The sequence below is a fragment of the Paenibacillus sp. HGH0039 genome, from assembly GCF_000411255.1.
Taxonomy (GTDB): Bacteria; Bacillota; Bacilli; order Paenibacillales; family NBRC-103111; genus Paenibacillus_F.
In genome coordinates, this window is the sequence record NZ_KE150412.1 from 797,925 (window position 1) to 822,555 (window position 24,631).

A 24,631-nucleotide genomic window follows, 5' to 3' on the forward strand; every position below is an offset into this window, starting at 1 on the left:
CCTTCCCTTTTAGACGAACAAAACCTCAAAATGGTTCTGTGTTATACGTAAAACTGTCATAGTTGATTTCTTCGTCCGGGCTGTTGCGAAGTTCGATGATGTAATTGAAATCGTTATACGTGTAGTGGGACTCTTTGATAAAAATATCCGGATGTTCGATTACTTTGGTAGACGGCGTAGCCATAATCTCCTGCAGCAGCGAGAAGTGTTTCTCATTGGAACGGATAGTTGAAACGATTCCGTCAATGATAAAAACGTTGTTCATAGACATCTCATCCTCCGAAAGCTGGCTGCGAACGGTCTGTCTTAGCAAAGTGGACGAAACAAATGTCCAGCGCTTGTTCGAACATACGCTGCCTGCAATGATGGACTCGGTCTTGCCTACGCGCGGCATTCCGCGGAGTCCGATCACCTGATTGCCCTCGCGTTTGAATACTTCGCCCAGAAAATCGACCAGGAGTCCGAGTTCGTCTCTTGTGAAACGGAACGTCTTCCGGTCATCGGAGTCGCGTTCTATGTACCGGCCGTGTCTTACGGCAAGAATATCAACCAGTTTTGGGGTTCTAAAGGCGGTTATGGTGATATTATCCACCTTTTTTAACATTTTACCCATTAACTCGATTTTTTCATCATCGTTGGTTTGAAGAAGCATTCCGCGTGTGCGGTCCTCCACCCCGTTGATCGTCACAATATTAATATCGAGCATCCCCATGAGGGAAGCGATATCCCCCAGAAGCCCCGGACGGTTCTTATGTATTCGATATTCCATGTACCATTCTTTAATTTCCAAAACGTAAGCACCTCATTTGCCATGGCACGAATTAGACATTCCGAGTTATTATTCTACAACGTTTGACAAAGTCCTGCCAACTTCTTTGTAACTACGACTTTTTTAGAAATTCGACTTGGTTCATTTCTTCCGCAGAATAGGTCTGTATACCCGGCTTCCAATCCCCTTGAATCATCCTGTTCTGCTCCTGCGCCATAACGGCTTCCCAATTCACTTGTACGGCAAAAGATTGATCCAGCGGCACGACGGGAATTCCGAGCGATTTAATTTTCTGCTGATCCGTTTTCTGAAGAGACGTAAACTGGATGATCCAGCTTGAACGATGCTCGACGGCCTGTTTTTTCAGCTGGTCGAACCATTCGGGATTGCTGTCCGTATTAACGGTGTGACCGGATAAGCCGGAAGGGGATAAACCTGAGGGTATGGGAACCGAAGATTTCGTTACCCATTCGATGGATTTTCTTTTGTCCGCCTGTTCTTTGACCCAGCCGCTCATCGCCTGTTCGATCATTGCATGATCTACACCGCGAAGAACGGTATTCGGAGGGGCCGTCTTCTCCGCCTGCATACCGGGATCTTCCAGACGGTCCGCAAGAACGACGAATTTCTGATTCTTGAGCCTGACCGCCTCTGCCGAAGCTTGAGGAACAAGACTGCTGCCGATTACAACGACATAATCATAGCGTTTCGATTCCAGCTGTTTGCCCAGAGCGCTGTCAAAGGCCGCGTCCTGTTTCCATTCCGAAGTGAGTCCGCTGCCGCTTCTCCATTTTGCGAGTGCCGCCGCTACGCTCGTTTTCGTTTCCTGTGACACATCCGGGGCCGTTACGACCAGAACCGAATGTTTGGACGCCAGCTGCTGTTCGGTGATCGTCGGAAGCCCGCGAGTCCCGCATGAAGAAAGCATGACCGTGATGACTGGCAGGAAAAGTGCAAGTTTTACCCGCGAGAAACTCATGATACCGAATCCTTTCCTGAAATGATGGCATGGAAAAGCCCCGCAGTGAAGTGGGGCTTTTCGCATGTACATCATCTATTCTACTCTTTATTCACCAGTTTGACCATTAAACGTGCCATAACCTTGCGCTCGTTCTCGTCACCTGCGTCCCAGAGTTCTTTGAGCAGGCGCTCTTCGCGATTTTCCGGATCCACTTTATCGGACAGAAACTCACCGATCTGAAATGCAAGCTTAGAAATTTTCTCGTCGTTCAGGCCTACTCTCTCGGCTTGGTCCACCCGTTCAGCCAAAAATTCTTTCCATCTGTCAAACACTGTAAGTACCGTAGACATGGGTCGGGCCTCCTTTGATTTGTTAGGATGAGAGGAACACCTGTAATATCTGCATCCGAACAATCAAATATTCCCGGGAAGCTATCCAAACCCTTGGTAATTAAGGGAATACCCCAAGGTCGTTTTCAAGTCAGCCAGCCCCCGTTGGGGCTGATAATCTGGCCGGTAATGTAGCCGGACTCGGGCAAAGCCAGAAAATACACCAGCGAGGCGATTTCGTCGGGCGCCGCAAAACGGCCGGCCGGTATTTCGCTCGCGATCGCTTCTTTCTCCGCGTGGTCGAAACCGGACATCATATCGGTATCGACCGCTCCGGGCGCAACGGCGTTTACAGTGACGCCCGAAGGAGCCAGTTCCTTGGCCAATGCTTTCGTAAACGCGTTGATGCCGCCTTTTGCCGTCGAATAGATAACCTCGCAGGACGCACCCGAAATTCCCCAGATGGAAGACACATTAATAATGCGGCCGTATTTCCGGGAGATCATTCCGTCCATAAAGAGCTGGCTGCACAAAAACGTGCCCTTCAGGTTAATGTTCATAACACGGTCCCACTCCTCTTCCGTCACATCGGAAAGCAGGCCGTAGTGGGAAATCCCCGCATTGTTGACCAGCACATCGGGCATAAAGCCCCGCTGCTCCATTTTGTCGCGCATAGCCACAATCTGTTCCTTCGAATTCAGATCCGCGCACACCGTCATGACCTTCGCTCCATGGTTCATGCAGCGGCGCGCCACTTCGTTGGCGGATTCGTGGGACTGCAGGTAATGGATCACCACGTTCATGCCCAGCTTGGCGAACCGTTCGGCGATGGCCGCTCCGATTCCGCGGCTGCCGCCCGTTACGAGGACCGTCTGCTCGGTAAACGGCCGGAGCCCCGTCACGGACGCTCGCTTCGCACGAGCGAAACGGCAAAGCGGCTCCAGTCAAAATGTTCACGAAGTCTGGACTCTGCCTCATCCTTGGTGATGGATTCGTACGTTTTTAAAATGTCAAACATATCGGCGCCCTTAAACAGGTACCGGGTAAATTCGTTCGTGATCGCCTCGGGGGAATTCAGCATCCGCAGAAATCCACCGATTTTTTTTCTGCGGCTTCTTTCGAAAGCTTCTTCGTCCAGCCCTTCCGTTTTCGCACGGTCCAGCTCTTCACGGATTCTGCTCAGCAGCAGATCCGGATCTTTCGTATCCCCGCCCATCGCGGAAAACGCGTACTCCGGAGACGAGTTGTACTCATGACTGAAATTGTCCGAGATGAGACCTTCATTGTACAGCTTCTGGTAAATCGGCGAGCTTGAGCCCAGCAGGACTTCCAGCACAAGTTTCGTCGTAAGCTCTCGTTTGAGGATCGCGTCCCCTTCTTCATGCAGAGCTTTTTCTTTAAAACCGAACAGGCATTTAGGCAGCGATACCGGCAGGAGCGTTTCCTTGCGTTCCGTCTCGACGGCTTCCGGCTCCGATTCGAAAAACCGGCGGATTTCCCCCTGAGGTTTGAATGTTTTGGCCGCCTGATTCGCCCGGATATGCGAAATCACTTCCTCGGGATTCACGCCGCCCGCGATAAAGACCGTCATGTTGCTCGGGTGATAGAACGTGTGATAGCAGTCGTACAACATATCCTTGGTAATTTCGGTAATGGACGGGATGGTGCCCGCGATGTCGATCCGCACCGGGTGTTTGCTGTACAAAGCCTCGATCAGGCCGTAGTACGCTCTCCAGTCCGGATTGTCTCGGTACATGTTGATTTCCTGCCCGATGATGCCCTTTTCCTTCTCAACGTTCTCTTCGGTAAAATAAGGATTCTGAACAAAATCGATCAGGGTTGTGATGTTCTCCATAATCTGGCCCGTAGCCGAAAAGAGATAGACCGTCCTCTCGAAGCTCGTAAATGCGTTTGCGGAAGCTCCTCGGGATGCAAACGTGGCGAAAACATCGCCGGTAGGCTCCTCGAACATTTTATGCTCCAGAAAATGGGCAATCCCGTCCGGCACGCGGATTTCGGGCCCGCCTTCCACTTGAAAATGGTTATCGATTGACCCGTAGCGGGTGGAAAACGTCGCGTACGTTTTTTGGAAGCCTTCCTTAGGCAGCACGTATACGTGAAGGCCGTTCGGAAGCTTTTCTTCGTACAAAGTTTCGTTTAAGTGAGGATAGGGAATGACGTTCACTTGGCTTCCTCCTTTTCATCCCTCAAGAAATAGATGGTGTCCAGGAATACTCCCTCGGCGGCCTGCTGAATCTCTGCGATGCTTGTGTTCGTCACTCCGTCGATCAGCTCTTGAACGGTGCGCTCTTTGCCCGAAAGAACGGCATTGAAATCAAACGCGATCTGTTCGAAGGCGGAATCCTGCATTTCCCGCAGCTGGTTGGCTATCATCGCTCTTGTCTGACTGAGCTCGATATCGCTGATAAAGCCGGTTCTCATGTCTTCCAGCTGTTTGCGGATAATGTCAACCGCTTTCTCGTAATTCTGCATCTCGATGCCCGATTGGATCGTCAGGATGCCTTTGTGCCCGTCAAGACGGGAAGAAGCATAGTAAGCGAGGCTCGCCCTTTCGCGCACATTCAAGAACAGCTTGGAATGGGGATATCCGCCCAGAATGCCGTTATACATAAGCGCGGCGGGATACGCATCGTCTCCGTACGTAACCGAAGTGCGCAGGCCCATGTTCAGCTTGCCCTGCGCGACGGGGAATCGTTCCACCACGACGTTGGTCTCCCCGGTCCGGCGCTGAGGCGCGGTGCGCGTGTAGACGGGATTCTCTTCCCTCTCCAGCCGGAAAGAACGGCTCACGATGTTCTCGACCTCCTGAAGCGTCGTATTGCCGACCACATACAGGTCGATAGGCGCTTCGGCCAGCCATTTTTTGAAATAGGCAAATAGGGATTCAGGGGTGGAAGCGGGAATATCCTTCAGCTCACCCAGCGGATGCAGCCGATACGGCTCCCCTTTGCACATTTCGGCCATACAGCGTTCGGCGGCGAAGCGGATTTTATCGTTAATAATGGACTCGATCCGTTTGCGCAGCGTTTCCTTCTCGGACTCCACATATTTGGAGAGGAAAGCGTCACCTTCGGCTGCCGGCTTCGTGATGGCTTCACCCAGAAACGAAAGGGCTTTCTCCAAAAGAGATTCCGGGGACGATACAAACCGGTCGTTAATGACATCCATGCGGAATTGAACGATCTGGTAGTCCCCTCGCTTGTAAATGTCAAAACCGAAGCCCGCTCCATAGAGATCGTCGAGATGCTCTCGGAACTGCTTCGTTTCGGGATAACTTTCCGTTCCTCTTCTCAGAACAAAAGGGACCAATGCCGTCTGCGTTACGTCTTCCTCGGAAAGAGGACGTCCTATGTAAGCGGAAATGGCGAATGTTTTATAGCGATCTGTAGGCAGTACATGCAGCCTTATCTGACGCAGTGTACTCCGTTCAAACTGTTGGGTGCTCAATGCTGTCGTTCTCCCTTCACAACCGTCTTGGGTCTAAACTATTCGGTTCTCCAAATGGCTATACCCATTATATTCCTTCATAAACAGAAGAAGCAACCGAGCGGTCACTTCCTCTGTCGTTCTGTTCAGTTCAGGTTATTTGCAGAAAATATGCTTGCCGATGGTTTTCACCTGCGGGCGTGTCCAAATCCATTTGGACGTAGCCGTTTCGGGGTTAAAATAATATTCGCAGCCGCCGGTAGGGTCCATGCCGTTGATGGCATCCCGGACTGCTTTTTTGGCGGTTTCATTTGGCGTAAGCCAGATTTGGCCGTCCGCAACAGCGGTAAACGCACCGGGCTGGAAAATGACGCCGGATACGGTATTCGGGAAGCTGGCCGAGTCCACCCGGTTCAGAATGACCGCCGCAACGGCCACCTGACCGATGTAAGGCTCGCCGCGGGATTCGCCGTAAACGGCGTTAGCCATCAGATCGAGGTCGGATTTGGAAAATCCTTTGTGCGTCGTCGGCGTCAGATTCGATCCGGAAGCGGCCGTGCCGCCTTGATTGCCCTGGTTAGCCTGGCCTGCCGCTTTGCCTGTATTGGCGGCTTCAGGCGCGGTCGGCTTCCAGTTCTTCGTGGCTTCCCACAGCTTAAGCTTGGTTTTGGGGCCCACATGGCCGTCCACTTTCAAACCGAACTCGCTTTGAAACCATTTTACGGACCGGAGTGTTCTCCAGCCGTAATCGCCGTCTACAGTCCCCGTGTAAAATCCGAGAAACTTGAGCCTTCCCTGCAGCTCATTGACATCGGAGCCTTTGGCTCCATAACTGATGAGATTCTTGCTGAATGTAGCTTCAGTCGTGAAGTTCTGCTTAATCTGCAGAGCCGCAAACAGCGTAAATACGACGCAAACCGTGATGGCGATCAAACGTTTGTTCATGCGTTTATTCATGCTCCATTATCAACCTTTCTCTCATGATGACTGGCTGTTAGTGATTATTATGAGAAAGGAGGAAACGTTCTATGCAAGAAAAACACCCTGCCGTAAACCCGGTAGGGCGTCCTTGAACTTGGATCAGGAACTCATGCGATTGTGCTGGAATTGCTCCAGTGAAATAAGGACTTCACGCGGCTTGCTTCCTTCATGCGGCCCGACGATTCCATTGGATTCCATCGAATCGATGAGCCGTCCCGCCCGCGCATAGCCGATGCGCATCCGCCTTTGAAGCAGAGACGCCGAAGCCTGCTTGGCTTCGATGACAATCTGAACGGCCTGATCGTAGAGTTCGTCCCCGAACTCGTCCTGCTGCTCCGGCTGTTCTTCCACCTGAGGCACCATATCTTCCCGGTAATTCGCTTCCTGCTGAGTCCGGACGAAATTGACTACCGTCTCGACCTCCTGATCGGAAAGGAAAGCTCCCTGAACACGGACGGGCTTGGAGGCTCCGACAGGCAGATATAGCATGTCGCCGCGGCCAAGAAGCTTCTCGGCCCCCACCATGTCCAAAATCGTCCGGGAGTCTACCTGAGAAGATACCCCGAAGGCGATCCGCGAAGGAATATTCGCTTTAATAACGCCGGTGATGACATCCACGGACGGGCGCTGGGTCGCAATAATCAGATGGATGCCTGCCGCGCGCGCCATCTGAGCCAGCCGGCAGATGGCGTCTTCCACATCGTTGGCAGCCACCATCATCAGATCGGCCAGCTCGTCCACGATGACCACAATGTACGGAAGGGGCGCTTCCGTACCGTTTTCGATCAGCATGGCATTGTAGCCCTCAATATTCCGCGTACCGCTCTTGGAGAAGAGCTCGTACCTCTTCTCCATCTCGACGACGACCTTTTTCAGGGCAAGAGACGCCCTTCGCGGATCGGTGACGACCGGAGCCATGAGATGAGGAATGCCGTTATACACATTGAGTTCGACCATTTTGGGGTCGACCATCAGGAACTTGACTTCATTGGGCTTAGCCTTGTAAAGGATGCTCGTAATAATTCCGTTGATACAGACGGATTTACCCGAACCTGTGGCACCGGCTACGAGCAGGTGGGGCATCTTCGCCAGGTTGCCGACGATCGGCTGTCCGGAAATATCCCTGCCCAAAGTGACGGACAATCTGGAACTGGCTTCCTGGAAGGCGGAAGTTTCCATCACCTCGCGCATCGTAACGACGGATACTTCGGAATTCGGCACTTCGATACCGATGGCGGATTTGCCGGGAATCGGCGCTTCCATCCGGATATCTTTGGCGGCCAGGGCCAGCGCGATGTCATCCGTCAGACTGACGATCCGGCTCACCTTCACCCCTACGTCGGGCTGAATTTCATACCGGGTCACCGCAGGTCCTCGGACGACTTCCAGCACCTTCGCACGTACGCCGAAGCTTTCCAGCGTGGCTTCGAGCTTGCGGGCGTTGGCCTTGTAATCCGCCATCTCAGAGCCCTTGCCCGCCGCCGGTTTCGAAAGAAGCGTCAAAGACGGCAGGTCGTAAGGCGGGAGAACCGGCGGTACGGCTGTGTCAACCAGTTGAAGGTCATCCACAGTTTCAAGCTGCTCATCGGCCGGAATCTGCTCTCCGTTTGCGGAAGGGGCCGCTTTAGCGCTCACAGCCAAAGCTGCGGGTCCTACCGTACCTGCCGTTACCGGAGAGGAGGGTACGACCTTTTCTTCCTTCTGCACCTGCTCTTGAAAGTCCCGGAAAACGGTGGAAAACTCCCGGTCGGCTTGAGGTTCATCGTTCATGTTCAGCGCTGCCGGATCTCTATCGGAATCGACCTTGTATACGACTTTCTCCTCGGGATAACCGCCGGCGGCTCCGGAAACCGCCAAATCGTCCTCGTCCTGATCGTCATCCCGTTGCGGACCGGGCTGTTTTAACAGTTGAAGGAAACGGGGTTTCTTCCTCTTGGGATCCGGGCGGTATACTTCCTCGTCGAATTCATCGTCATACGGAAAGTCAGGCTCTTTGTAGGTTCGTTCGCTTTTGCTCGCGGAAACGGCGGCCTTCCCTTTGGTTTTAGCAGCCGAGGAAGACCGGCCTTTACCGCGCTGCATATTCTGGAATTTCTTTTCCAGCAAAGTAAAAAAGCGTTTCACGCGCGCGCGCAGCTTTTGAACGGCTTCCACGTAAGACAAGTTCGTAACCAGAATGAGCCCGATGGCAAATAAAGCGAACTGTACAAGTCGCGCACCCATGTTGTCGAACAAAAAATACAGCAGGCTGTAGACGATCGCTCCGATCATCCCCCCGCCCACATCGTTCAAAAGAATTTTGCCGTTTGCGGGCTGCAGGCCCTGCTTCAGAGCTTCCCATGTCACGGACAGGATCGTTGTCGCCTCGTAGTCACCTTCTAGAAAAAGAGCTTGGAATAAATTAATATGATTCATGACAAGAAGACCCGTCACAATTAACAAAACCCCGGTTTTGCGGGTTGTCCATCGTGAGGGCCAGGAACGCTTCACCATAACATGCAGTGCTATGTATATACAGATCAGCGGGATCAGAAAATCCCACGTACCGATGAAAAAGCGGCAAACGTAATGAAACGAACGTCCCACATGACCTTCTCTGGCCAGCGCAATCACCGAGAAAATCAGGATTAAAATACCGTACAGCTCAAACATGAGATTAGTCTTGACCGTCTTGCTTTTCTTACGGCGTTTTGCCACTCTATTCCACCTCCGATAAATCATTATACCACAGTTTCGGTAGGCGGAACACGGGCGGCAGTGCCTAGATCCCCTGCGGGCCGGGCACGTAATTAATCAGACTTCCTGGCGTAAAAAGCGGATTTAAGTAATGTTTTGGCTCCGGGCTGTAAAGCCGCACAATCCGCACCCGGCTCTCATCGACAGTTTCCACCTGCATCAGGATGCCGCTGATTTCAACATCCCGGAAGCGGGGTTCGTATTCATCCCAGCCTTCGTAAACGACTTCATCCGGCAGGATCGTGTAGTGGGTCATGCCGTTCCGCCTCCCCGGGAACCTCGGCGCTCTTCGATTCTGCGGTTCAGTTCGGCGATTGCCTGCCCGATCCCTCCCACTTCATCGATCAATCCGTATTTAACGGCGTCTTGGCCGATAACCGTAGTTCCGATGTCTCTGGTGAGCTCGCCCGTTTTGAACATAAGCTCCTTGAACTGCTCTTCGGAGATTTTGGAATGCTTCGTGACAAAACGGGTTACCCTCTCCTGCATTTTCTCCAGGTATTCAAACGTCTGCAGCACACCGATGACAAGTCCCGTCAGGCGGATCGGATGAATCGTCATGGTAGCCGTCTCGGCGATAAAAGAACGATTCGAGCTTACCGCGATCGGCACACCGATGCTATGCCCGCCGCCCAGTACAAGGGTAACCGTAGGTTTCGAAATCGTTGCAAGCATCTCGGCGATAGCAAGCCCCGCTTCCACGTCGCCGCCAACCGTGTTCAGAATCACGAGGACTCCCTCGATTTTCGGATTTTGTTCGGCAGCTACGAGTTGAGGAATCAGGTGCTCGTATTTCGTCGTTTTGTTTTGCGGCGGCAGTACGATATGCCCTTCCACCTGACCGATGATGCTCATGCAGTAGATATTCGACTCACCGGCCGGCGTGTTGATTTGCCCGAGCTGCTGGATTGTTTCTACCGCTGCCAGCTTCTTCTGTTCCTCCGTGGGCTGCTCTTCGCTTCTGAAAGAGGGCGGCTCGTTGAAAGGAGCCGGTCCGGGAAAAGGCGCCTGAGGACGCGGGTTGTAGTCGCTTGTAACGGAAGCTTCGGCTCTAAGCGCAGCCGCACCCTCTCCTAGCTCTTCAAAATGAACCTGCTGCAGCGTAACGTTATCGGCATCGTTAGCCGTTTCTTCCGCTGTGTAGGAGGAATCGTTTTGCCTGAGGCCGTAGGGTGCCGGGTTGAACGTATTAGCAGTCACCTGCCCATAAGAGCCTCTTGGAGCACCGCTTGTATAGGTGTGGTTCGTATTCCCCGCTTCAGAAAAAGCATTCTGTCCGGCCCCCTGTTGACCGCCGTATCCGTTTCCTCTGTTCAAAGAGCCTCCGCTGCCCGCTGAGACATTCGCGTTCGCTTGCTGAAACGGATATTCGTTTCTGCCTGCATAGCGCTCCGAGGATACACCTGCTCCCGTGTAGGCGGGTCTATTCTGTTGTCCTTTATATCGATTTCCGTTTCCCATGGCTATTCCTCCTAATTGATCATCGAGGTTAGTGTGGGCAGGAACGCTATTACTTTATTCACCCTCTTCTCAGGTAGCGATGAATAAGGCTGGAAGCATTTAAAAAAGCCCTCTCCGGCTATGGAGAGAGCTTTGGTTTCGGTTGGGTTAAGTGACTAGTTTGAGAGACTAAACTTCCATGATAATCGGAAGGATCATTGGTCTTCTTCTGGTTTGTTCATATAAAAATCGTCCAAGCGCGTCTTTCACATGTGTTTTTAAAGACGCCCATTCATTTACGTTATCATTCATTAATTTATTCAGCGTACTCGTCACGATACGATTCGCTTCGTCCAATAAACCTTCGGATTCGCGGACATATACAAAGCCGCGGGAAATGATGTCCGGACCGGAAAGAATGGTCCCATCCTGTTTGCTTAGTGTCACGACAACGACCAGAATGCCGTCTTGAGAAAGAAGCTTTCTGTCGCGCAGGACGATGTTACCTACATCTCCGACACCCAGTCCATCAATCAAAATGTTGCCTGCCTGAATTCTTGCACCCTTACGAGCTACACCACCCTGGATTTCAACGGTGTCTCCGTTATCCAGAATGAAGATATCTTCTTGGTCCACTCCGACGGATTCGGCAAGTTGACCGTGAAGACGAAGCATGCGGTATTCCCCGTGAATCGGAATAAAATATTTCGGCTTCATGAGGTTCAGCATAAGCTTGAGCTCTTCCTGGCTTCCGTGTCCGGAAACGTGTACGCCTGTCTTGGAACCCGGTCCGTAGATGACGTCCGCACCCAAACGGAACAGTTCGTCTACCGTACGGCCGACATAGCGCTCGTTACCCGGAATAGGAGTAGCTGCAATGATTACCGTATCGCCTGGAAGAATGTCCACTTTACGATGAGTGGAGCGAGCCATACGGGTCAAAGCCGACATCGGCTCCCCTTGGCTGCCCGTACAGAGAACGACCACGCGGTCGGCCGCCATACGGTTTACCTCTTCAGGTTCAATCAGCATGCCGTCGGGAACGCGGAGATATCCGAGTTCCGAAGCGATCGACACCACGTTAACCATACTCCGCCCGATTACCGTAACTTTACGGCGGGTAGCCTCAGCTGCGTCGATAACCTGCTGAACACGGTGAATGTTCGAAGCGAAAGTCGCGATAACTACGCGCTGCTTGGCTTTGCGGAATACTTCTTCGATAGTAACGCCGACGCTTTTCTCAGAACCCGTAAATCCGGGTTTCTCGGCATTTGTGCTGTCGGAAAGAAGGGCCAGTACGCCTTTCTTTCCGATTTCGGCCATCCGGTGCAGGTCAGCATATTGATCATTAACCGGTGTCTGGTCGAATTTAAAGTCTCCGGTGTGCACGACGACTCCTTCGGGAGTTTCAAGAGCAACCCCGACGGAATCCGGAATGCTGTGGTTGGTTTTGAAGAACGTGGCTGTAATCGTTCCCAAATTAAGCTCGGAATCCGCATTGATCAGAATCCGCTTGGTTTCGCCAAGCAGATTCGCTTCTCTCAGCTTATTTTCCACAAGCCCAAGGGTAAGCCGCGTACCGTAAACAGGCACATTCAAGTGCCGAAGTACGTAAGGCAACCCTCCGATATGGTCTTCATGGCCGTGAGTCAGCACAATGCCGCGGACTTTGTCCTTATTCTCGAGCAGGTAGTTGATATCCGGAATGACAATGTCGATTCCAAGCATATCTTCTTCAGGAAACTTCAAACCGCTGTCGATAACCACAATATCATTCGCATACTGCACCACATACATATTTTTACCGATTTCGCCCACGCCGCCAAGGGCAAAAATCAGAACTTTATCGTTATTTTTCTTAGACAAAAAAGTAACCTCCTTGAATTCATTTGACGACGATTTTTATAATGAAACCGAACCAGTCACTTGCCACCATTATACAGGAAAGATCTACCCGATTACAAGTTGATGCGTATATGATTTGTAGTCTCTCCTAAAATGACAAAACCGATGCCAGGCGGCACCGGTCGTAATAAGGAAATTTTTGCGATTGGATTAGAACAGCGATGCCACGAAAGCCTGCTCCTGCTCACTTAAATCGACAAGAGGAAGACGGACGCTGCCTGTGTTCACGCCTTTCAGATTAAGGGCGTACTTAACCGGAGCGGGACTCGGGGCGCAGAATAAACCGGTAAATACCGGGAGCAGCTTCGCGTTGAGCTGAGCCGCGCGCTTAACATCACCCGATGTATACGCTTCAACAAGCTCCTGCATCTCTTTGCCGACAACATGGCTCGCTACGCTGATTATGCCGTGACAGCCGACGGCCAGCGCGGGAAGTGTCATACTATCGTCTCCGCTGTATACCGTAAACCCCTCGGCCGCTCCGGCGGCTACGATCGTCAGCTGGTCGGTACCGGAACAGTCTTTGGTAGCTACGATGTTCGGTACGCGGGAGAGCCTGATGGTCGTATCCGCATCAATGTTGACAATGGAGCGGCCAGGAACGTTGTACAAGATAATCGGCACATCGACGGCTTCGGCGACGGCTTTGAAATGCTGGTACAAGCCTTCCTGGCTGGGCTTGTTATAGTAAGGAGCGACGAGCAGGATCGCATCGACGCCCAGCTTGGCCGCTTCCCGCGATAACTCGATCGTGTGATTCGTGTTGTTGCTGCCGGTTCCCGCAATAACCTTGCACCGTCCATTCGCATGCTTGACGACGGCTTCAATCATCTTCAACTTCTCTTCGTCCGTCAGGGTCGGCGATTCGCCGGTCGTTCCGCAAACAACCAGCCCTTCGCTGCCCTGCTCGTCAATCAGGTAATCGACCAGGGGGCCCACCTGATCCCAATCGATTTCCAGCTGTTCGTTTAAGGGAGTTACCATTGCTGTAATTACTCTTCCGAAGTCCAAAATTCCCGCCTCCTACGTATGCTTTTTGCCTATTTATGCAATTGGAACGATTTATGAAGTGCTCTTACCGCGCTAACCATATCTTCCCCGTGTACCAGGCACCAGATGGTGGTGTTGGAGTCCGCGGATTGCAGAATTCGGATGTTCTCTTCCGTAAGCGCCTCGACGATCTTGGCCATAACGCCGGGAACACCGTTCATACCGCCCCCGATGACGGACACTTTAGCGCATCCACTCAGTGAAGTAGGTTTATAGCCGAGCCCGCGCAGAAGTTCAAGCGCTTTTTCCGCTACGTGGTCAAATACCGTATAAACAACCCCCGAAGGATTTACGTTAATAAAATCGACGCTGATGCTGTGCTGCGCCATCGTTTTAAACACTTGAAGCTGAAGGTCGTATTGGCCTTCGGCCGCGGGCACTTGAATTTGTGTAATGTTCCCGAAATGGGCAATCCCTGTCACATGGCGGTCTTCAACCCGTTTCTCCGCGCCGTACAAGGAATCGGGATTGGTCACTAGCGTGCCTTCCTCTTTGGAGAAAGTAGAACGTACCCGGACCGGGACATTCGCCTGCATCGCCACTTCCACCGCACGCGGATGAATCACTTTGGCGCCGTTATGGGCCATGTTGCAAATTTCCGCATAACTTACGCGCGTTAAGGGCCTAGCGTCTTCCACGATGCGCGGATCCGCTGTCAGAATTCCGTTGACGTCGGTAAAAATGTCCACGACTTCGGCCTTAAGCGCCCCCCCGATCGCCGTGGCGGACGTGTCGCTTCCTCCTCGTCCGAGTGTCGTAAACTCATGATCGGCCGTCTGCCCCTGGAACCCGGCGACAATTACGACCTCGCCCCGGTCCAGATGCTCCAGAATCCGCTTCGGCTGAACCGAAACAATCTGGGCATTGCCGTAGGCGTCATTCGTTTCGATCCCCGCCTGGCCGCCTGTCATAACGACCGCCGGAATACCCTCCGCTTGAATCAGGCTGCACAAATTGGCTGCGGAAATCCATTCTCCGCAGCACATCAACAAATCCCTCTCCCTTGCAGGGAGCTGATCTCCATTCTGCCGGATCAAACCGAGCAGAGTATCGGTAGCATAAGGCTCTCCCTGCCGCCCCATCGCAGATACAACCACGACAAGCTGACAATCCTCGCTGCGCGCAGCTTGGATATGTTCCAGCACATGTTTTCTGGCTTCAGGCGTGGACAGGGAAGTGCCGCCAAATTTTTGAACTCGAATACGCATATCCTTCCCTCTTTTCCTATTCGCTTTTCTTGTCGATGTTTAATCATGATGCGAGCAATCGGCACCGTCTGATGACGATGCCGATTGTGTGAGTTTACTTGTTCTGTGCAAAATATTCCGCGATCTGTACCGCGTTCCAGGCAGCGCCCTTCAGCAGGTTATCGGATACGATCCATAGGTTAAGCGCGCGTTTGTTGTGAAGATCACGGCGTACACGCCCTACGAACGTTTCCAGTTTACCGGCCGCTTCGGTTGCAAGCGGGTACTGCTGCTCCTGCGGATTGTCAAGGAGTACGATACCCGGTGCGTCCGCAAGAAGGCTGCGCACTTCTTCTAGCTCGAAGTCTTCCTTCAATTCCACGTAAACCGATTCGGAGTGACCGTATACGACGGGAATCCGTACGCAGGTTGCCGTAACTTCAAGGGATTCGTCGTTCATAATCTTCTTCGTTTCGTTAATCATTTTCATTTCTTCATTTGTAAACCCGTTATCCAGAAACTTATCAATCTGCGGAATCGCATTGAACGCAATTTGATGTTTAACGGGAAGGGAACCGACCGGCAAAATGTCCGGGTTCACCGGATTGCCCGCCAACGCTTCACGGGATTGGCGAAGCATCTCATCAATCGCTTTGCTGCCTGCTCCGGATACGGCTTGGTATGTAGATACGATGATTTTGGAGATACCGAAACGATCATAGAGAGGTTTCAGGGCAGCCACCATTTGAATCGTGGAGCAGTTAGGGTTGGCGATAATGCCTTTATGCTTGTGAACCTCTTCAATGTTAACTTCCGGCACGACAAGCGGTGTTTCCGGATCCATGCGGAAGGCATTCGTGTTGTCGATACAGATCGTACCGCCGGCAGCCGCAATCGGAGCGAGTTCTTTACTCACGTCGCCGCCTGCGCTGAACAGGGCGATGTCTACCCCTTTGAAGCTGTCCGGCGTTGCCGCTTCAACCGTGATGTCTCTGTCTTTGAAACGAATTTTCGTACCCGCGGAGCGCGGGGACGAAAGAAATTTTAATTCCTTAATGGGGAAATTGCGTTCATCGAGTAAGCGGATAATTTGTTCTCCGACGGCGCCGGTTGCGCCGACTACTGCTACGTTAAAAGTTTTTTCATTTGACATGTCGTTTGCTCCCCCATTATTTAAATGATCTATAATTAAGAATATTGAAATCGCTCAATAATCATCGGCTGGAGCTGTTTGCCGTTCAGGGCCGCTTCGCATGTTTCCGAAATCAAATCCATTCGGGCGACAAGTGAATTCGGCTTCGCTTCCGGCGCATCCTGGCCGAACGGGACAAAATAAATGTTCTTCGTAACGAGCAATTTCGCAATATTCGCGGAATTCAGTCCGAGCCCGTCATTAGTAGAAATGGCCAGTACAAGCGGACGATGATTGCGCATCTGTGCTTTAGCGGCCATTAGGACTGGGCTTTCCGTCATTGCATTCGCGAGCTTGCTTGTCGTATTGCCCGTGCAGGGGGCGATTACCATGACGTCGAGCTTCTTGGAAGGCCCGAGCGGTTCCGCTTCGACAATCGTCGTAATGGGATCGCTACCAGTCATGTCTTTGAGCTGCTTCTGCCAATCGACGGCCTTGCCGAATCTCGTATCCGTCGTCAAAACGGATTGGGAGACGATCGGTACAACCGCGGCGCCTGCGTCTATGAATCTTTGAATCTGCGGCATAATCTCTTCCAAGGTGCAGTGAGAACCTGTCAACGCAAAACCTACCGTTATCCCGTTCCAGTTCATTCCGGACCACTCCCATTCCTGATGTCTTCCACCATCAACTGACTCAGCGTATTCGCCAAAATCCGACCAGCTGTTTTCGGTGCGACGATCCCGGGTAGGCCTGGAGCGAGCATCGCCTTAATCCCCCTCTTCTCGGCAAAACGGAAGTCCATTCCGCCCGGCTTGGAAGCTAAGTCGATTAATACCGCGCGATGCGGGATATTCGTTATTATTTGCGCTGTGACTATCATAGTCGGAATTGTGTTAAAAAGCAAGTCAATATTCGCCACTTCCTGATAGAGTTCGCGGGTATAAAACGGCGTAAAACCCATCTCCAAAGCTCTGGCAAAATGCTCCGGTTTTCGCACCCCGACCTTCACTTTTGCTCCCAGTCCCTGAAGGGTACGAGCCATCGTTAAACCGGTTCTTCCGAACCCCAAAACCATCGATTGCGAACCGTGAATCGTAATGTCCGTATTCTGAATGGCAAACATCAAAGCGCCTTCCGCCGTCGGAATCGAATTGTAGATCGCCACGTCATCCCGCTCGAGAAGCTCGACTAACTTAAGACCCTGCGATGCGCAAAGCTGCTTCAAATAAGTTTTCGCCATACCCGTATAGATCACGGCATGTTTTGGAAGTGCGCCCAGCAGATCCGGCGTGAGCGTCAGTTCATTGCCGGAAAAAATACTTTCCACACGCCCTTGTTCATCCGTTCCCACAACCGGCAAAACGAGCGCGTCGGCTTTCTCCAGCGCTTCGGGTGAAAGCTGCTTGTTAGCCGCTCCCGCGAATGGCTTCTGCAGATTGTCGAATCCGATTAAAGTCACGGACGCATCGAGCTCGATCAGCTTATCGATCACTTCAAGCTGACGGGCATCGCCGCCGATAAAAATCACTTCCGCTCCGGTGAGCATACTGTTTCCGTTCCTCCCTTACGTGCATCCGTCTCGATAACATACAGTATGCCGCCGCCTACCGAAGGGTGACATCCGCTTGCCGGGCATCCGCCCATTACGGCTTATCCCTTTTTTCAAGGCGGACTCCGGCAAACGGACATAAAAAAGGCCTCTTATCAGCTTCAAACTGATAGAGGCCCTTCTTCATTAAAACTTCAGCCTTGCAAGGTTAGTGATCTGACGGATAAGAGCATGCACGGTGCGCCAACTGTTGCGCCCGAGCCTGGACCGTTCCTGGTTCCCGCCTGTAATCCGGCAGAAACGCAGGTCATTTCCGCGCTTCGGTGGTCAGCCCCGTATGCCCGAAGCCGCCGGCGCCGCGCGTGGTATCATCCAGCTCGTCCACTTCCGTCAATAGGACGGCCGGCACAAGCTGGAATACCATCTGCGCGATTCTTTCGCCGCGGCGGATCGTGAATGTCTCCTGACCATGATTGATCAGGAGTACTTTGACTTCGCCGCGGTAGTCCGCATCGATCGTGCCCGGCGAATTCAGCGTGGTGATGCCGTGCTTGTAGGCCAATCCGCTCCGAGGGCGGATCTGGGCTTCAAGCTCTACGGGCATCGCCAGCGCGAACCCCGTCGGAACGAGCGCCCGCTCACCGGGCGCCAGGTCGAGGGGTTCGATATTCGCCGCGTGCAGATCGAAGCCGCTTGCCGCGGCGGACATTTTCTCCGGCAGCGGAAGACCTTCGCTGCCGGGCAGGCGTTTAATGCGGATGGGGAATACAGGTGTGTTATTTTCCAAGAAGCTCATCTCCTCTGATTGACTGCAAGGCCTCGTCGCGGCTGCCGACCATCGCAATGGCGAATGGCTTGGAGAACAGCTTGCGGGTCAAGGCGTGGATATGCTCCATTTCAACGCTTTCGATCCGGTTGATCATTTCGTCGAGCGTGTAATGCCTTCCGGTCATCAGCTCGTTTTTGCCGATCCGGTTCATCCGGCTGTTGGTGCTTTCCAGACTGAGAATCAGGCTGCCTTTCAGCTGTTCCTTACCTTTTCTCAGTTCCGCGTCCGTCATGCCTTTCTCCGCGATATCGTTCAGCATTTCGATCGTCACCTTCAGAACTTCCTCCGTTTGTTTCGGAGCCGTTCCCGTATAGATCGTAAATACCCCGTTGTCAATGTGAGAAGAATGATAGGAATACACCGAATAGGCCAGTCCCCGCTTCTCGCGGATTTCCTGGAACAACCTGGAGCTCATGCCCCCGCCGATCGCGTTATTGAGCAGCACCATCGGGTAGAGGTTTTCTTCACGAAGAGAAAGACCCGGGAGCGACAGGCAGATATGATTCTGTTCCGTCGTCTTGGCTTGGAAAACGCGCTCGCTCATAAACGCGGGCTCTTCCTGGTTCTTCTGCGTACCCGAAACGTTGAAATGACCGAAATGCTTCTCCAGCAGTTCAAACACACTATTGTCGATATTCCCTGCCACGGCAATGACGGTATTCTCAATGGTGTAGCATTCTTTCATATAAGCCCGCAGATCGTTTGGCTTCATTCCGGACAAATGCGTCTGCGTTCCCAAAATGGTGTACCCCAGCGGATGGCTACCGTAGGCCGCTTTTGCAACGAGATCGTGAACCAAATCATCGGGAGTATCTTCATACATGGCGATTTCTTCGAAAATGACGTTCTTTTCTTTCTCGAGCTCTTCTTCATTAAAGACGGAATTGAAAAACATATCGGATAAAATATCTACCGCAATGCCGAGATGCTCGTCAAGCACCTTGGCGTAATAGCATGTATATTCTTTGGATGTGAAAGCATTCACATTCCCTCCGATTCCGTCAAACACTTCAGCAATGTCTTTCGCGCTGTGGCGCTCTGTGCCTTTAAAGAGCATGTGTTCGATAAAATGGGAGATTCCGTTATTCAGCTGAGTTTCGTTCCGGGAACCGGTTTTTACCCAGATTCCGATCGCTACCGAACGGCAGGTCGGAATTTTCTCGGTCACGACTCTGAGCCCGTTATTTAAATGGGTTTTATTCACCAAGCTGTTCCTCCTCAAATGTGCGCACAATGGGGTCCGCTTAGGAGCCCTTAAGTTCAACTTTGATTTTAACAAAAATGTCGAAGTGACTCAACCTGACCGCTTTTCGCCCGCTTGGCCCGCTCCCGGAGCAGGGGCCGATATCCGCTGCGGAGACAGCGTTTCGCTTACCGATCCCAGCTGCAGCCCCCTGCTTTTGATAATCGAAATCATTTCGGGCAGCGCGCTGCTGGAAGACTGAGTCGGATGCATCAGGATGAGCGAGCCCGGTTCTATATTTTTGCGGACTTTGGCAAGAATCGCGGGGGCACCGGAGTTTTTCCAGTCAACTGTGTCGAGCGTCCACATGACGGTCTTTAACTTAAGCTCCGCGGCTATTTTCACCGTTTCGGCATCAAAGTCTCCCGAGGGGGGAGCAAAGAGAACATTGGTGACACCAAGCTCCTTTTTCAGCAGATCCTCGGTTTTCACAATTTCCTCATACGCCTTGGAGCGGCTGAGCGTACTCATATTTTTGTGTGAATACGCATGATTGGACAATTCGTGCCCCTGTTTCTGAATTTCTTTGGCAATGTCCACATGCTTCTTAAGCCAGCTTCCATCGAAAAAGAATGTGGCTCTAACATTTTCTTTGCGGAGTGTCTCCAATATTGAAGGAAGAAACTCCTCTCCCCACGCCACATTGATCATAAAGGAAACCATCGGTTTTTTGGGGTTGCCTTTGTAAATAGGCTCCGGCGGAAGGTCGTTCAAGCTGACTCGAGGCGAAACTTGCTTCATGACGAAAGGCAGTTTATCTCCCGCCCCATTCTTTTTGGCCGCCTCGTAGGTTTTATCGATGTCGACTTCCAGCCCGTTATAACCCGGCACCGCTTTCCATACTCTGTCCACTTTCGCATCGATGGGGGCGATGTACAGACCTTTCGCTTCTTCCCTAATCCGTGCGAGCAAAGCGTCTTCTGCCGGCTGTGCGGTCTTTCCGTTACCCTTCGGCCCTCCCGCATCATTGGAAAGCTTCGTCTGTGTTTGGACGGAAGGCTGCTTTCCCTGCTGGATCGCTCCCACAAAGGTATGCACACTTTCGCTTTGCAGCAGTACCCATATACACCCGGCCGTTATACCGCCAAGCAGCACCAGCTTCTTTTTTTGCATGAGATTCCGACTCCTCCGTAAAGATTATGTCAGAGTTTATGCAAAGCCGGACAGGGTTATGACTTGGACGATACAGCCGCGCACGTAAAAATTCGGTTTAAACATGCAAAAAAGAGACAGAAAGATCTGGCTCTTTGTATGTTTAGTGCGATTCGGTTATTAGGATTGAGTGGAAACTTCGTTGTTCACGAGCGTTGCTTTGCGGGACAGGTTAACGCGTCCTTGATTGTCGATTTCCGTGACTTTAACGGTAATCGTATCGCCAACTTTTACGACATCCTCCACTTTGGCAACCCGTTCGGTAGACAGCTGGGAAATGTGGACAAGTCCTTCTTTACCCGGCAGCACTTCTACGAAAGCTCCGAACTTCTCCACGCGTTTTACCGTACCGAGGTAAGTTTCGCCGACAACGACGTCGCGTACGATACCTTCGATAATCTGCTTGGCACGTTCGTTCATCTCCGCGTTCGACGAAGCGATAAAGACTTTGCCGTCCTGCTCGATGTCAATCTTAACGCCGGTTTCTTCAATAATTTTATTGATGATTTTGCCGCCTGCTCCGATCACGTCACGGATCTTATCCGGGTTGATCTGCATCACGACAATTTTAGGTGCGTATGCGGAAAGTTCTTTCTTAGGTTCCGAGATGCGCTCCAGCATTTTGTTCATGATAAACGTACGGCCTGCCTTAGCCTGATCCAGGGCCTGCTTCAAAATGTCGCGATTAATTCCGTCAATCTTGATGTCCATTTGAAGAGCGGTAACCCCTTTGGACGTGCCTGCCACTTTAAAGTCCATATCCCCGAGATGATCTTCCATCCCTTGAATATCCGTCAGAATGGAGAAATGCTCTCCTTCTTTAATAAGACCCATGGCGATACCGGCAACCGGCGCTTTAATCGGAACACCCGCATCCATCATAGCCAGCGTGGAAGCGCAAATGCTTGCTTGAGAGCTCGAACCGTTGGATTCCAGAACTTCCGAAACGAGACGGATTGTATACGGGAACTCGGCTTCGCTTGGAATAACGTACGAAAGCGCGCGTTCTCCGAGAGCGCCATGTCCGATTTCGCGGCGTCCCGGCGGACGAAGCGGTCTTGCTTCCCCTACGCTGAACGGCGGGAAGTTATAATGGTGCATAAAGCGTTTGGTTTCTTCGAGGTCCAAACCGTCGAGAATCTGTACGTCGCCGAGCGCCCCGAGCGTACATACGCTTAACGCTTGCGTTTGACCGCGTGTAAACAGTCCGGAACCGTGCGTGCGCGGCAGCAGATTAATGTCCACGTCGATCGGACGGATTTCATCCAGTGCGCGTCCATCCGGTCTTACCTTGTCATGCGTGATAAGGCGGCGGACTTCGTCTTTCACGATATCGTGAAGCACTTCTTTGACGTCTTTCAGTTTCTCCGGCGTTGCTTCATAGAGCGCCGTAAAATGCGCAACGGCATCCGCGTTGACCGCGTCGATCGCTTCTTGGCGCGCATGCTTCTCTTGAACCTTAATCGCTTCAACGAGACGGGCTTCGGCAAACTCGCGCACGGCTGTGTTGATTTCGCCGTCTACCGTATGAAGCTTCACTTCCATTTTAGGAACGCCGGCTTCGGCAACGAGCTGCTCCTGAAGGGCGATCACTTTCTTGATCTCGTCATGCCCGAACATAATCGCTTCCAGCATAACGTCTTCCGGTACTTCGGCGGCGCCTGCTTCTACCATCATAATGGCATCCTTGGTACCTGCCACAACGAGATGTACGTCGCTCTTGTCTTCCTGCGCCGGCGTCGGGTTCACGACGAAGTTACCGTCGATGCGGCCTACAATGACGCCGCCGACCGGACCGCTGAACGGTACGTCGGAGATCGACAGTGCGGCGGATACACCGATCATGGCCGTAATTTCCGGCGGACATTCCTGATCCACGCTCATGACCACCGCGACGATCTGTACGTCATTGCGGAATCCTTCCGGGAACAGAGGACGGATCGGACGGTCAGTCAGACGGCTGGAGAGAATCGCTTTCTCGCTCGGACGTCCTTCTCTTTTGATAAACCCGCCCGGAATTTTACCTGCGGCATATAAGCGCTCTTCATAGTTGACCGTCAGCGGGAAGAAATCAAGATCTTTCGGCTCGCTGGAAGCGGTCACGGTGCAGAGCACAACTGTATCGCCATAGCGGGCAAGTACCGCGCCGTTGGCTTGCTTGGCTAAACGACCGGTTTCAAGGATAAGCGGACGTCCGGCCAAGTCCATTTGCACACGTTTTTCCATACTAAACCTCCTAATTTTATCTCAAAACACGCGGGAATCGAACTATACCGCGCAAAATGGTTCCGATTTGGTAAAAACGGTAGGATTTGCGGGAACTCATGCCTCCTGCATCACCTAATAATTCTGCGTATGTACAGTATTTCCTTCTTTGCAACGATTTAAAATACACAAAAAGCAACCCGGAGCCGCTGCGGAAGCTCGGCTCGGAGCCCACCACAGAGAACAGCAGGGTTGCTTTCTGAATGCGGATTTTATCTACGCAGACCGAGCTTTTCAATCAAAGCACTGTAGCGTTTAACGTCTTTGTTCTTAAGGTATGCCAACAGCTTGCGGCGTTGACCAACCATTTTAAGAAGTCCGCGACGGGAATGATGGTCTTTCTTGTGTGTACGGAAATGGCTCGTAAGGTTTACGATGTTTTCCGTCAGGATAGCAATTTGCACTTCGGGAGATCCCGTATCGCTTTCATGCGTTTTGTGCGTTTGAATCAGTTCCTGTTTACGCTCTTGAGTTAATGCCATCCCAATCACCTCCTATTCATATAATCGCCTATGGCCCAGAGTGCGTCGGTGAAGCGCGGCTCCGCGCCAAGGTTCGTAATTGAAGCTTACGGCAAAGCCGAAGCAACGTAAATCAGTATAGCATACATGATGGACAGAAGTAAATGCCAACGCCTACAGAATCTGCGCAAACTTCGCTTCAGCCGTCGCTACATCTCTTTTGAGCTGGGTGATCAGCTCATCGATGCCGTTAAACTTGCGCTCGGGGCGCAAATAATCGACAAATTCGACAAACACGGTGCTTCCGTAAATGTCCTGGTCGAAGTCAAGCAGATGCACTTCGAGCGACATCACTTCACCGCTGTGGAAGGTCGGCTTCGTTCCGATGTTCATAACAGCCCGATACCAGCTTCCTCCCACAAACGCACGGACGGCGTAAACGCCGGAAGCGGGCACGAGAAAGTTCTCGGACATCTGCAGATTCGCCGTAGGGAATCCGAGCTGACGCCCGCGCTTATCGCCCGATACGACGACACCGCGTATTCCGTAGCCTCTGCCGAGGAGTTCGGAAGCCGCCGGCGGGTGTCCGGTGAGCAGCGCCTCGCGGATCGCCGTGGAGCTGACTTTGGCGCCGTTCATCCGGTACGGGCGGATCACCTCCACCGCAAAACGGCCATGCCCCAGCTCGCAGAGCGTATCGGGCGTTCCCCGGCCTTTGTAGCCGAACGTAAAGTCGAATCCGACTACGACGGTTTCAACGCCAAGCGCCTCCAGGACACGATCGACAAACTGCTGCGGAGAAGCCTGCATCAGCGCCGTATCAAACTTGAGCACGTACGTGCAGTCTACGCCCAGCTTCTCGAAGAGCTCCATCTTGTAGGAGGTCGGCGTCAGAAGCCGCGCATACTTCTCCTGGCCGAGCAGCTCCCGCGGATGCGGATCGAACGTCATAATCGCGGCCGGGACTCCCAGCTCGCGGGCATTCTCGACAGCGCGCTGGATAACTTCACGGTGTCCGAGATGCACACCGTCGAAATCGCCGATGGCGATGACCTTTTTACCGGCCAGCGGAAGAAGTTCCGCATTTTCGATGGGATAAGACAAATGAATGGTTTGCATGGGTACGAGTTCACCTACTATTCCTTGAACCGCTTTATACCGCCAGGGGTTAGATGATTCCGGCCGAGGGCCG

22 protein-coding genes are annotated in these 24,631 nt (G+C 52.4%); all 22 read right to left on the reverse strand.

Going from position 1 to position 24,631, the window contains the following annotated elements; all coding sequences use genetic code 11:
* Positions 1-25: 25 nt before the first annotated feature.
* Positions 26-790: a DUF3388 domain-containing protein gene (locus HMPREF1207_RS03275; RefSeq protein ID WP_009674943.1), complete on the reverse strand. Its 765-nt coding sequence runs from the start codon at positions 788-790 to the stop codon at positions 26-28.
* Positions 791-881: 91 nt separating this feature from the next.
* Positions 882-1,748, reverse strand: a complete 867-nt coding sequence (locus HMPREF1207_RS03280) for a hypothetical protein (RefSeq protein ID WP_009674961.1) — start codon at positions 1,746-1,748, stop codon at positions 882-884.
* A gap of 80 nt (positions 1,749-1,828) precedes the next feature.
* Positions 1,829-2,080, reverse strand: coding sequence for a DUF3243 domain-containing protein (locus tag HMPREF1207_RS03285; protein WP_009674942.1), 252 nt, complete (start codon positions 2,078-2,080; stop codon positions 1,829-1,831).
* Positions 2,081-2,205: 125 nt separating this feature from the next.
* Positions 2,206-2,961 carry an elongation factor P 5-aminopentanone reductase gene (gene ymfI / locus HMPREF1207_RS03290; RefSeq protein ID WP_009674962.1) on the reverse strand — a complete coding sequence of 252 codons (756 nt, stop codon included), beginning with the start codon at positions 2,959-2,961 and terminating at the stop codon, positions 2,206-2,208.
* Positions 2,958-4,244 carry an EF-P 5-aminopentanol modification-associated protein YfmH gene (gene yfmH / locus HMPREF1207_RS03295; protein WP_009674944.1) on the reverse strand — a complete coding sequence of 429 codons (1,287 nt, stop codon included), beginning with the start codon at positions 4,242-4,244 and terminating at the stop codon, positions 2,958-2,960. Before yfmH ends, ymfI begins: the two co-directional genes overlap by 4 nt.
* Positions 4,241-5,527 (reverse strand): EF-P 5-aminopentanol modification-associated protein YfmF, encoded by a 1,287-nt coding sequence (gene yfmF, locus HMPREF1207_RS03300; protein ID WP_009674967.1) that lies wholly within the window; start codon positions 5,525-5,527, stop codon positions 4,241-4,243. Before yfmF ends, yfmH begins: the two co-directional genes overlap by 4 nt.
* A 135-nt stretch (positions 5,528-5,662) precedes the next feature.
* Positions 5,663-6,451, reverse strand: coding sequence for a spore cortex-lytic enzyme (gene sleB / locus HMPREF1207_RS03305; protein WP_009674938.1), 789 nt, complete (start codon positions 6,449-6,451; stop codon positions 5,663-5,665).
* A gap of 135 nt (positions 6,452-6,586) precedes the next feature.
* Positions 6,587-9,184, reverse strand: coding sequence for an FtsK/SpoIIIE family DNA translocase (locus HMPREF1207_RS03310; protein WP_009674952.1), 2,598 nt, complete (start codon positions 9,182-9,184; stop codon positions 6,587-6,589).
* Between the two features lie 64 nt (positions 9,185-9,248).
* Positions 9,249-9,479 carry a YlzJ-like family protein gene (locus HMPREF1207_RS03315; RefSeq protein ID WP_009674972.1) on the reverse strand — a complete coding sequence of 77 codons (231 nt, stop codon included), beginning with the start codon at positions 9,477-9,479 and terminating at the stop codon, positions 9,249-9,251.
* Positions 9,476-10,324, reverse strand: a complete 849-nt coding sequence (locus HMPREF1207_RS29630) for a ClpP family protease (protein WP_442950130.1) — start codon at positions 10,322-10,324, stop codon at positions 9,476-9,478. The genes HMPREF1207_RS03315 and HMPREF1207_RS29630 overlap by 4 nt, the downstream gene beginning before the upstream one ends.
* 528 nt (positions 10,325-10,852) lie before the next feature.
* Entirely contained in the window at positions 10,853-12,529 is a 1,677-nt protein-coding gene (locus HMPREF1207_RS03325) for a ribonuclease J (protein WP_009674953.1), read from the reverse strand.
* A 189-nt stretch (positions 12,530-12,718) separates the two neighbouring features.
* Positions 12,719-13,579, reverse strand: a complete 861-nt coding sequence (gene dapA / locus HMPREF1207_RS03330; protein ID WP_009674957.1) for a 4-hydroxy-tetrahydrodipicolinate synthase — start codon at positions 13,577-13,579, stop codon at positions 12,719-12,721.
* 29 nt (positions 13,580-13,608) lie between these two features.
* Positions 13,609-14,826, reverse strand: a complete 1,218-nt coding sequence (gene dapG, locus HMPREF1207_RS03335) for an aspartate kinase (protein WP_009674950.1) — start codon at positions 14,824-14,826, stop codon at positions 13,609-13,611.
* A gap of 94 nt (positions 14,827-14,920) precedes the next feature.
* Complete coding sequence (locus HMPREF1207_RS03340) at positions 14,921-15,958, reverse strand: aspartate-semialdehyde dehydrogenase (protein WP_009674947.1); 1,038 nt, start codon at positions 15,956-15,958, stop codon at positions 14,921-14,923.
* Positions 15,959-15,993: 35 nt separating this feature from the next.
* On the reverse strand, positions 15,994-16,590 hold the full coding sequence (locus HMPREF1207_RS03345; RefSeq protein WP_009674970.1) for a dipicolinate synthase subunit B: 597 nt from the start codon (positions 16,588-16,590) through the stop codon (positions 15,994-15,996).
* Positions 16,587-17,486 (reverse strand): dipicolinate synthase subunit DpsA, encoded by a 900-nt coding sequence (dpsA, locus tag HMPREF1207_RS03350; protein WP_009674976.1) that lies wholly within the window; start codon positions 17,484-17,486, stop codon positions 16,587-16,589. Before dpsA ends, HMPREF1207_RS03345 begins: the two co-directional genes overlap by 4 nt.
* 310 nt (positions 17,487-17,796) lie before the next feature.
* Positions 17,797-18,276: a dUTP diphosphatase gene (gene dut / locus HMPREF1207_RS03355; RefSeq protein ID WP_009674949.1), complete on the reverse strand. Its 480-nt coding sequence runs from the start codon at positions 18,274-18,276 to the stop codon at positions 17,797-17,799.
* The gene (locus tag HMPREF1207_RS03360) at positions 18,266-19,522 is read right to left on the reverse strand and encodes a M16 family metallopeptidase (protein WP_016423448.1); all 1,257 of its coding nucleotides are present in this window, start codon (positions 19,520-19,522) and stop codon (positions 18,266-18,268) included. The genes dut and HMPREF1207_RS03360 overlap by 11 nt, the downstream gene beginning before the upstream one ends.
* 90 nt (positions 19,523-19,612) lie before the next feature.
* On the reverse strand, positions 19,613-20,674 hold the full coding sequence (locus HMPREF1207_RS03365) for a polysaccharide deacetylase family protein (RefSeq protein WP_009674937.1): 1,062 nt from the start codon (positions 20,672-20,674) through the stop codon (positions 19,613-19,615).
* A gap of 159 nt (positions 20,675-20,833) precedes the next feature.
* Positions 20,834-22,939: a polyribonucleotide nucleotidyltransferase gene (pnp, locus tag HMPREF1207_RS03370; RefSeq protein ID WP_009674966.1), complete on the reverse strand. Its 2,106-nt coding sequence runs from the start codon at positions 22,937-22,939 to the stop codon at positions 20,834-20,836.
* Between the two features lie 251 nt (positions 22,940-23,190).
* A complete protein-coding gene (gene rpsO / locus HMPREF1207_RS03375; RefSeq protein ID WP_009674959.1) occupies positions 23,191-23,460 on the reverse strand; it encodes a 30S ribosomal protein S15 in 270 nt (89 codons plus the stop codon).
* A gap of 153 nt (positions 23,461-23,613) precedes the next feature.
* Positions 23,614-24,558, reverse strand: coding sequence for a bifunctional riboflavin kinase/FAD synthetase (locus tag HMPREF1207_RS03380; RefSeq protein WP_016423449.1), 945 nt, complete (start codon positions 24,556-24,558; stop codon positions 23,614-23,616).
* Between the last annotated feature and the right edge of the window lie 73 nt (positions 24,559-24,631).

Excerpts from the sequence above, each read along its gene's own strand:
- dpsA (WP_009674976.1), bottom strand. The coding sequence starts at position 17,486 with ATGCTCACCGGAGCGGAAGTGATTTTTATCGGCGGCGATGCCCGTCAG.
- dapG (WP_009674950.1), bottom strand. The coding sequence starts at position 14,826 with ATGCGTATTCGAGTTCAAAAATTTGGCGGCACTTCCCTGTCCACGCCT.
- HMPREF1207_RS03365 (WP_009674937.1), bottom strand. The coding sequence starts at position 20,674 with ATGCAAAAAAAGAAGCTGGTGCTGCTTGGCGGTATAACGGCCGGGTGT.
- HMPREF1207_RS03315 (WP_009674972.1), bottom strand. The coding sequence starts at position 9,479 with ATGACCCACTACACGATCCTGCCGGATGAAGTCGTTTACGAAGGCTGG.
- HMPREF1207_RS03340 (WP_009674947.1), bottom strand. The coding sequence starts at position 15,958 with ATGTCAAATGAAAAAACTTTTAACGTAGCAGTAGTCGGCGCAACCGGC.
- HMPREF1207_RS03285 (WP_009674942.1), bottom strand. The coding sequence starts at position 2,080 with ATGTCTACGGTACTTACAGTGTTTGACAGATGGAAAGAATTTTTGGCT.
- sleB (WP_009674938.1), bottom strand. The coding sequence starts at position 6,451 with ATGAACAAACGTTTGATCGCCATCACGGTTTGCGTCGTATTTACGCTG.
- HMPREF1207_RS03380 (WP_016423449.1), bottom strand. The coding sequence starts at position 24,558 with ATGCAAACCATTCATTTGTCTTATCCCATCGAAAATGCGGAACTTCTT.
- pnp (WP_009674966.1), bottom strand. The coding sequence starts at position 22,939 with ATGGAAAAACGTGTGCAAATGGACTTGGCCGGACGTCCGCTTATCCTT.
- rpsO (WP_009674959.1), bottom strand. The coding sequence starts at position 23,460 with ATGGCATTAACTCAAGAGCGTAAACAGGAACTGATTCAAACGCACAAA.
- HMPREF1207_RS03345 (WP_009674970.1), bottom strand. The coding sequence starts at position 16,590 with ATGAACTGGAACGGGATAACGGTAGGTTTTGCGTTGACAGGTTCTCAC.
- HMPREF1207_RS03280 (WP_009674961.1), bottom strand. The coding sequence starts at position 1,748 with ATGAGTTTCTCGCGGGTAAAACTTGCACTTTTCCTGCCAGTCATCACG.